This is a genomic window from Gammaproteobacteria bacterium, assembly GCA_011375345.1.
GTDB lineage: Bacteria > Pseudomonadota > Gammaproteobacteria > DRLM01 > DRLM01 > DRLM01.
In genome coordinates this window covers 1-8,045 of record DRLM01000058.1, presented here as the reverse complement: position 1 = coordinate 8,045, position 8,045 = coordinate 1, and the positions used below count along the sequence as shown (strand labels likewise).

The 8,045-nt window shown below is 61.4% G+C and carries 8 protein-coding genes; 3 read left to right on the top strand and 5 right to left on the bottom strand.

Going from position 1 to position 8,045, the window contains the following annotated elements:
• Nucleotides 1-374: 374 nt before the first annotated feature.
• From ENJ19_04240 to ENJ19_04220, 5 genes are all read right to left on the bottom strand, one after another.
• Nucleotides 375-1,496 (bottom strand): fructose 1,6-bisphosphatase, encoded by a 1,122-nt coding sequence (locus tag ENJ19_04240; protein HHM04939.1) that lies wholly within the window; start codon nucleotides 1,494-1,496, stop codon nucleotides 375-377.
• A gap of 72 nt (nucleotides 1,497-1,568) precedes the next feature.
• Entirely contained in the window at nucleotides 1,569-2,342 is a 774-nt protein-coding gene (locus ENJ19_04235; GenBank protein HHM04938.1) for a M48 family peptidase, read from the bottom strand.
• A gap of 51 nt (nucleotides 2,343-2,393) precedes the next feature.
• Nucleotides 2,394-2,684, bottom strand: coding sequence for a hypothetical protein (locus tag ENJ19_04230; protein HHM04937.1), 291 nt, complete (start codon nucleotides 2,682-2,684; stop codon nucleotides 2,394-2,396).
• Between the two features lie 95 nt (nucleotides 2,685-2,779).
• Nucleotides 2,780-3,352: an exonuclease gene (locus ENJ19_04225; GenBank protein ID HHM04936.1), complete on the bottom strand. Its 573-nt coding sequence runs from the start codon at nucleotides 3,350-3,352 to the stop codon at nucleotides 2,780-2,782.
• Entirely contained in the window at nucleotides 3,349-3,963 is a 615-nt protein-coding gene (locus ENJ19_04220; GenBank protein ID HHM04935.1) for an alpha-ketoglutarate-dependent dioxygenase AlkB, read from the bottom strand. Before ENJ19_04220 ends, ENJ19_04225 begins: the two co-directional genes overlap by 4 nt.
• A 425-nt stretch (nucleotides 3,964-4,388) precedes the next feature.
• On the opposite strand from ENJ19_04220, the gene ENJ19_04215 reads away from it, so the two are divergent.
• The 3 genes from ENJ19_04215 to ENJ19_04205 all read left to right on the top strand — a co-directional run bounded on the left by ENJ19_04215 (nucleotide 4,389) and on the right by ENJ19_04205 (nucleotide 7,751).
• Nucleotides 4,389-5,492 carry a hypothetical protein gene (locus tag ENJ19_04215; GenBank protein ID HHM04934.1) on the top strand — a complete coding sequence of 368 codons (1,104 nt, stop codon included), beginning with the start codon at nucleotides 4,389-4,391 and terminating at the stop codon, nucleotides 5,490-5,492.
• A 920-nt stretch (nucleotides 5,493-6,412) separates the two neighbouring features.
• Nucleotides 6,413-7,123, top strand: a complete 711-nt coding sequence (locus ENJ19_04210; GenBank protein ID HHM04933.1) for a rhomboid family intramembrane serine protease — start codon at nucleotides 6,413-6,415, stop codon at nucleotides 7,121-7,123.
• 238 nt (nucleotides 7,124-7,361) lie between these two features.
• Nucleotides 7,362-7,751 carry a hypothetical protein gene (locus ENJ19_04205; GenBank protein HHM04932.1) on the top strand — a complete coding sequence of 130 codons (390 nt, stop codon included), beginning with the start codon at nucleotides 7,362-7,364 and terminating at the stop codon, nucleotides 7,749-7,751.
• The last annotated feature ends 294 nt before the right edge of the window (nucleotides 7,752-8,045 follow it).

Here is an 8,045-nt window from a genome sequence, read left to right as displayed (position 1 = left end):
GGGGGCAACGACGTAGTCCCGCCATATTGAGGTACCCTGAAACCACAGGCCGATGCGCGTCTCCGGCACCCAGCCTGCCTCCCCTGTGGTGGCCTTTGCTCCCACGATGTGTATCCCCCCGGGCAATCCGACTGTTATTGGTCCTGATACAATATGCACGCCGCTTCGCTCTTGGACAGAGGCAATGGCGTGAGGAAAGACGGCAGGAGTTCCACCGTCCTCTCCCGGCCCCCTCCCCCCGGGAAGGGGGTGGGAACTGACTCGGCGCAGGTCAACTTGGTGCCGGGGGCAGCGCCAGGCCGGTCCGGCTTGTGTTCATAAAACTTAACTCGCCAGTGGCTGGCACCTCCCTGTGCCGCACCCAGCCGGCAATTTTATGCCGGGTCAATAGTCTTCTGTCCCCGCACCACAAACCGCTCGTTCAACACGTTCAGTTTTTCCATGATACCGGTGTATTCCAATTCCGACATGGGCAGCATGGCAGCGCCGAAGAAGCCCTGGCGGCGCATGTCCATGGCTTTGGCGGAGACGTTTTCCCGCACGCTGTCCCAAAAGGGGTGGGCGAAGGCGTCCACGGCTTCGGTGAGTTTGCCCTCGTGCACACAAAAGGCGGCGCAGGACACCACTGGCGGTCCGTCGAAATAGCTGATGCCGGAACGCAGCTTCACGGGCATGAGCGGCATTTGATGAGAGCCCCGCATGGCGCCGGCAACGAAGCCGCCGAGGGCATAGGGCGCGAGGATTTCGCCGGTGGCGGGGAAGTTTTTCTGGGTCCGCACCAGCATCACGGGATCGTCCTTGCCGGTGTATTTGCCGGCGATGTTGTGCAGCCGCGACGTGGAGGCGATGGCGGCCTGTTCGCCACTGGCCCGGGACCAGACGGATTCCACCACGTAGCGTTCCGGGTCGCGCAACAGGGCGGCGATGTCGTACAGATCTTCCGGTGCGTTGAGTTCGATGATGCGGTCGCCCTCGGTGTGACTCACGTCCATGATGACAAAGCGAAACCCCTCCGCCATGCTGGGGGCAAGGATCAGGCCGGGGGTGTTCATGGGGTCGGCGAAGGCGAGGTAGAGGGGCAGGTTGTAGGCGCCGGGGTCGGTCTTGTCGGCGGCGAAGAACAAAAACGGTTCATTGGGCCGCTCGTCGATCTCCATTTCCGCCACTGCCGGTCCCATGCCTTTGACGTTGCCGGAGAAGGCGTCTTTGAGCAAATCCTGGCCGGCGCCGTAGAGCCCCTGTCCTGTGGCCACCTGGGTGCCTTTGATGAAGGCGTCCCAGGCCAGTTTGTGGATGGCGGCATTGCCGCTGCCGCGCCGGTGGGTCATGAGGATGGCGACGTCGTCACCGGTGTAACTGACGTAGTGGTCGATGAGCAGGTCGTGGCCCTGTTCCGCCACTTGCCCGGTCACGGCGGCCAGGAGCTGTTCGGAGGGGCAGATGTGGCCGCCGACGGAACCGATGTCGGCCTTGATAACGCTGAGGGTAAGTTTCATGGGCGCACCTCCTGTTTACCCAATGAGGTTACGTGCCCATGGTAAACCCTTTTCACGGCATGGGAAATGCCCTTACTGGCAGCGCGGCTGCTTGCCCGCTTTGCGTGCGGCTTCAAAATGGGGCCGGGCCTCCCCCTGCCATTTTTGCAGGTCTTTGATGCGCGTGTCGTGAGAGGGATGGGTGGAGAGAAACTGGGGCGGCCCAGCGCCCCCGTTCTCGGCCATATTGCGCCACAGTGCCACCGCCTGCGCCGGGTCGAACCCGGCCTTGGCCATCAGTTTCAGGCCGATGCGGTCGGCTTCTGATTCCTGCAGGCGGCTGAAGGGCAACAGCACACCCACCTGGGCACCCAGGCCCAGCAGGCCCAGCAGGCGCGGATCCCGCCCCTGCACCCCGGTGGAGGCGGCGATGAACCCCAGCACCTGCTCGGTGGCCACCTGCTGGGACACCCGTTCGTTGCCGTGCCTGGCCAGCACGTGGCCCACCTCGTGACCCAGCACGGCGGCCAGCTGATCCTGGGTTTGTGCCACACCCAGCAGACCGGTGTACACACCGATGTGGCTGCCGGGCAGGGCGAAGGCATTGACGGCCGGATCCTTGAACACCACCACGTCCCACTCGCCGCCGACCACCTCGGTGATGGCCCGGGCCACGCACTGCACGTAGCCCACTACGGCGGGGTCGGTTTCCTTGGGCGTCTGCTGCTGAATCTGATCAAAAGACGCCGTGCCCATGGCGTTGATCTGGGCATCGGGAATGAGGGTGAGTTGAGCGCGACCGGTGGGGCTGGTGGCGCAGGCGGCAAGCAGCCCCAACATCAGCCCGATGAAGCTCGCTTTTGGCATCACGACGTCCCGGGTGGGGCGACCCGGCTGCAACACAACCGGACCGTCACATCAAAAGTGCAGATCCAGCGCCACCAGACCGGCGGCCTTCTCTTCATAGCTCACCATGACCTGGCCCATGGCATGGCCCACCTGGCGCAACAGGTCGGTGCTGGCGTGGAAGGTAATGGGAGAGCGGGTTTCTGCGTCCAACAGCGTGAAGGTACCGGCTTTGGTGTCGATGGCCATGACTTTACCCACATGTTTGTTGGGGCCGGCCACTTCGCAGGCGGACGCCGGGCCGCCGGCAGATAGCAATATCAAACCCAATACAGCGGCAATACTGTTTTTTCTGCTCATCATGGGAAATCTCCTCGGAATTGAAGATTGAACTCATGGTAATCCAACTCGGGCTGGCTGAACATGGGCGGAACGAGGCGCCGCCTTGATGGTGACAATTATTTGCCTTCCAGGTTCTCGCTCAGCATATTGCAAAACAGGGCGCCCTGTTCCAGGGCATCATCCAGGGCGATGTGGCTGTGGGGTATCTCGTCGAACCAGCGTTTCGGCAGATAGTTTTTACCGCATTTCAAATACGGTTTCCGGCGCATGCCCATGGCGTAGGAGCGAATATCCAGGGCACACTCGCTGAAAGGCCGCTCCCCGGTGAAGCGCATCAGGTACCAGTACACCCACATAAAGTCCCAGGCTGCCGGCCAGCCCACAAACAGCGGTTTGCCCGGCAGGGCCTTGAGCCACGCGAGGTAATCACCCATGGCCTGTTCCGGCGGCTGGGGATTGGTGCGGCAGGCTTTCCAGGCCTCGGGAAACTGTTCCCACCAGGCCATGGTTTTGGCGTAGGGCCGGGCGCCGGGCAGCGGCTCGAGGTTGACACTGAAAGTGGCCAGCACGGTTTTGTCCGCGGCGTAGGCGGCGGAGGCCAGACTTAACATCGAATGGGGGCCGGGAATGGGCCCGTCGGCCTCGATGTCGGTGCTGAGGTAAATTTCCTGTGCGTTGGGCTTGTTCATGAGTTTCTCTGTCTGGCTTCCCCAACGGTGGCAAGGGGGGTGATCAGCCGGAAGGTCAGGTTGATCCGCTCCCCCACGGGCCGTCGGGTCTTGGGCAGGCAATGGCGCCAACACTGTTGCAGCCGGTCACGCATTATCAGTAAATCACCATCGCCGAGCACCATGTCTACCGTCTCTTTGCTTTTGTTATGCCGCAGCTTGAACAGCCGCGGGGCACCAAAACTCAAAGAGGCGATGACGGGCTCCCGGCCCAGTTCCCGCTCCTTGTCGGCATGCCACCCCATGGCGTCCTGGCCATTGCGGTAAAGATTGCCCAACACACTGTTGAATGAAAAACCAACGGCGGTCTCCAGGCGGGTCTTCAGCGTCCACAACTGCGGCACCCACGGCAAAGGCTCGTGGCGTACCCCCGAGTAGCAATACACGGCCCCCGCATCACCGTACCAGCACACCAGACGGGGCGCCGCCACCTGCCGGCCGCGAACACAGAGCCATTCCCGGCGCCAGTCCAACCCGGCCCGCAAGGTCTTAAAACAAGCCTGCGCCTCGCCGGCCGGGATGAAAGCCGGGAAATACTCCGCAATCCCATCCTGTCTGATCAACAGTGACACGGCGGTGCCTCAGGCCGGGGCACGGCGGCCCGGAACCGGTTTCCGCGAACCCCAGGCGCTGCGGCAAGCTGCGACTGGGGTGCCGGCGATGGCTGCCAAGGATAACAAATCATGGTTCTGTGAATACGCCACCGGCCAAAGCAGGTGGTGCTACTGTTACGGCGATAAGCCGGATTGACCGGCCGTACGGCCGATTACAGGTGAGGGTTTCAGCTTCAACCCCGGGGCATGTCCACCCCTCACCCCGTCCCTCTCCCCTCAGGGGGAGAGGGTGTAAAAGCAAGCATGCCGCCCCAAGGCGGGGGATTTACCGATCCCCTGTCTTAAGACACTAAAACCAAAGCAGGCGGGTGAAAATTTCACAGTCCTGCGGTGATCCCGTTGACAGCAGGACCCGCACCGCCCATGCCAGGCTGTGCCCTGTGATGAGCGACCGGGTCTGCGGGCCGAAACAGCAGGGACACAGGGAGATGGAAACAGTGTTAACGCGCCTTGACCGCAATGCCGCCCGCGGCGGGGCCGACTGGCATTTTCCCGCGGAAAGGCGCACGCTGTCCATGGTCGAGCTGCGCGACCGTTCCCTCAGGCTGGCCACCGTCATGCGCGATTGCGGGGTGACCGGCGGGGCGCGGGTGGCGCTGATGATGAACACCTCATCGCACTACGTGCTGGCCTTGCTGGCCCTGTGGCGCCTGGGCGCGACAGCGGTACCACTGCCGGCCCCCGGGCCTCGCCCCAAGCACCACGCCGAGTATATACGCCGCTGCGATGCGGCATGCTCCTTCCAGCTCATGCTGTGCGACGATACCGTGACGGGCGCCACCTGTTCACCATTGTTTACGAATCGCTTCCACGCCCGCATTAAGGATTTGATCAAGGCCGCAGCCCACGCGCCGGCCCAGCCCGTCCAGGCCGCCGGCAAGGCAGCGCATGGCGCCGTGCTGCAATGTTCTCAGGACAGCAGCGGCAAGCTCAGCTGCGTCAGCGTCAGCCACAGCATGATGATGGTGCGGCTTGAGCATATCTCGCGCACCCACCGCAAGGCCCGCCGCGGCCGCCCGGTGGAATCCCTGGCCTCCTGGCTGCCGTTCGATCACGACATGGGGCTCTTTTGCGGCGTGCTGATGCCGCTTTTCACGGGCTGCCGCAACCTGCTGGTCTCACCGGCCTGCTATCGGCAGCAACCGCTGCACTGGTTTGCGCAGATGTCGGCGCGGCGGGTGGACATGCACATCACCACCCCCTCTGCGCTGGCCGCGGCGCTGGCCGTTCTGGGGCGCCTCAGGCCCTCCGCCAGCACAATGGAACTGTCCAGGCTGCACTTGTACCTCTACGCTGACAAGGCAAGTCCACCGGTGTTGCGCCACTGCTACCGTGTCTTGGAACCGCTGGGTTTCAAGCGGGAACATCTGCATGCCGGCTTCGGCGTGGCGGAAAACGCCGTGGAGGACAACCGCCCGCCCCGGCCTGGCCGTCGTCCCCTGCCTGAAGTGACCGCAAGGCCACCGATCGCCGGCAGGCTTTCATAGTTCAGTGTGCCCGGATCGCAGACCCGGCGCACGGCGCTTTGTTGCGTCCGGTGCGGCACGACCATGTCCTGTTCCCGGCCGGGCAAGGCCTATTCCGGCCTGGGCAATTGAAACTTGAACCGGGAAATCTGAGGGCGCGGAAAGGTCAAGGACACGGCGGACAAACAAAAGGCGGGAGGAAAAACAAAAGCCGGCGCCCGAAGACGCCGGCCTTCAGTTGGCTTTAGCAGTTTGCGGCTGCCGGTGTTGAAAAAAGGCCAGGAAGGCCTTTTTCAACATCCTGTCAGCCGGCGGCGTAAGCCATGTAGACAGAGGCGCTGGCCAGACCCAGGCCGGCGACGGTGCTCACGAAAGCTGCAACGGGCATGCAAGCGATGCCGGCGGCCATGGATCCGAGAGCCAATGCTGTGCTCTTTTGCTTTTGAGTCATCGAATCATCCCTCATGTTGAACCAGTAGTTGCGCAATCGCGGCGCGGAAAAAGCAAGGCTGCGTTGTGCAGCTCAACAACTGCGGCAGCTAGCTTAAAGTAGGGTCGGCCGGAAACGCAAGCCCTTTAATTTTCCCACGAATTTCATATGGACAAGAAAAGTATTGATTTTTGCATTTTTCTCTTTCGGCGACAGCCGGGGGATAAAGTCAACATCAGCAAACTGATATTGTAACTCTATGATTTGTATAATTATGTTTTCTCCAGCCCGCAGGCGGTGGCGGCTGCTCTGGCAGCACCGCCGCAGCAGCCAAACGCCCCGCAAAGACCTTGTTCCCATCCCGCAGAGCCGCAATAACAAGGCTGATAATAAGGATTTTACATCAGAAACCAGAATCGGCGGTTTATCCTCAGAAACACAAGCCCCCACATTGCAGCACGTCGATCCCTTGGGTATGGTGAGAAATCCGCACTGTTCCCAGGGACCTGACATGTTCCCGCTTCATGACGACAATCCCACCACGGCGAGGCCTTATGTCACCGTTTCCTTTATTGTCGTCTGTGTATTTGTTTTTCTGTGGCAGATCTCTCTGGGTGAGGCTGGTCAACGGGTGATCTTCAGCCTGGGCGTTATTCCCGCTGTGCTGCTCGATATCAGAGAGCTGAGCCCTGACCTCGCTTTGATTCCGCCTCCGCTTACCGTGCTGACCTCTATGTTTCTGCACGGCGGCTGGATGCATTTGACGGGAAACATGCTGTATTTGTGGATCTTCGGCAACAACGTCGAAGATGCCATGGGTCATGGCCGCTTTGTGCTGTTTTACATCTTGTGCGGTACCGCCGCGGTGGTGGCGCAGGCCTTACCCAACCCCCAATCCACCGTCCCCATGATCGGCGCCAGCGGCGCCATTTCCGGGATATTGGGCGCCTATCTCCTGCTCTACCCTCACGCCAGAGTGCTGGTCGCCGTTCCGTTCGGGTTCTTCATCCACACCATGCGGCTTCCTGCCGTCTTCGTCTTGGGGTTTTGGTTTCTGATGCAATTGCTGAACAGCATGTTGGCCGGCAACCAGGAAGGCGGCGTTGCCTTCAGCGCACATATCGGTGGCTTCATCGCCGGGATGATATTGATTCCGTTCTTCCGTCGCCGAGGCGTCGCTCTGCTCCAACCGGGCCGCAACAAGCACCGTTGGTACGACTGAACAGGGTGGTCAAGGGAACCTCCACAGCGGGTGAATGATCAAAGGAAGGCGGCGCCTGGTGTGCCATTCATCATGCCCACCCAAGGAAAAAGCCTGTTTTTGATGGGCCTATCCTTAACAAGGCAAAGAAGCATCTGTATGGCTTGCCACGGCGGCGGGTTTGAGATAATAAACAGCCCGGGGCGTCGCAGCATTTCACCCACCCACGCTCATCAGTTTGAACCACGGAGGTGTCGTAATGAAGGGGAAACCGTTTTTTTTGTCCATGGCCTGCGCCCTGGCTTTGTTGGTGGTTCCGGGGCTGAGTCACGCATCCAGTGAAGCCATGGAGGACATGGCTGAAATCATGATGCATCTCAACCATCATCCCAGCGGTTCGGAGAAACGCACGCTGCGGAATATCATCAACGATTCCGACGCCAGTGAGCACGAGCGCACTCTGGCCGGCGCCATGTTGAATCTCAATCACCGTGCGAGCCCGGCAGACAAACCGAAGTTGGAAGCCTTGATGAATGACGCTTCCGCTTCCCAGGAGGTGCGGACCATGGCGGAGATACTGTTGAATCTGAACCACAAGCCCAGCGGCCCGGATAAAGACAAACTGAAGATGATGATGCACGATCACTGATCTGCAGGTCACAACGCCGGCTTTGAAAGCACGGCCAGGGGTTGCCATTGCGGCAACCCCTTTTTTTGCCGGGCAGCGGCAGGTCTTGGGTCTGGTCCGGGCAAAGGCCTGGAGACGCCCGGCCCCGGTCGGGGGCCGGGCGGGGTTTGGTGGTGCGCCAGGCATGGCGCGTAGCGCCGTGACTGGCGCTATTTCCCGAGCTGTGGTGGCGAGGGGATGACCTGGGGGTGCAAGTCCCCTACCGGCCCGGCAAGGGGAACGGTTAGCCGAACGGCAAAGGTGCCCATCGCGAGG

What these genes read in the sequence shown, in the direction of transcription:
- ENJ19_04240 (HHM04939.1), bottom strand. Translation starts at nt 1,496, where the DNA reads ATGAAACTTACCCTCAGCGTTATCAAGGCCGACATCGGTTCCGTCGGC.
- ENJ19_04235 (HHM04938.1), bottom strand. Translation starts at nt 2,342, where the DNA reads ATGCCAAAAGCGAGCTTCATCGGGCTGATGTTGGGGCTGCTTGCCGCC.
- ENJ19_04230 (HHM04937.1), bottom strand. Translation starts at nt 2,684, where the DNA reads ATGATGAGCAGAAAAAACAGTATTGCCGCTGTATTGGGTTTGATATTG.
- ENJ19_04225 (HHM04936.1), bottom strand. Translation starts at nt 3,352, where the DNA reads ATGAACAAGCCCAACGCACAGGAAATTTACCTCAGCACCGACATCGAG.
- ENJ19_04215 (HHM04934.1), top strand. Translation starts at nt 4,389, where the DNA reads ATGAGCGACCGGGTCTGCGGGCCGAAACAGCAGGGACACAGGGAGATG.
- ENJ19_04210 (HHM04933.1), top strand. Translation starts at nt 6,413, where the DNA reads ATGTTCCCGCTTCATGACGACAATCCCACCACGGCGAGGCCTTATGTC.
- ENJ19_04205 (HHM04932.1), top strand. Translation starts at nt 7,362, where the DNA reads ATGAAGGGGAAACCGTTTTTTTTGTCCATGGCCTGCGCCCTGGCTTTG.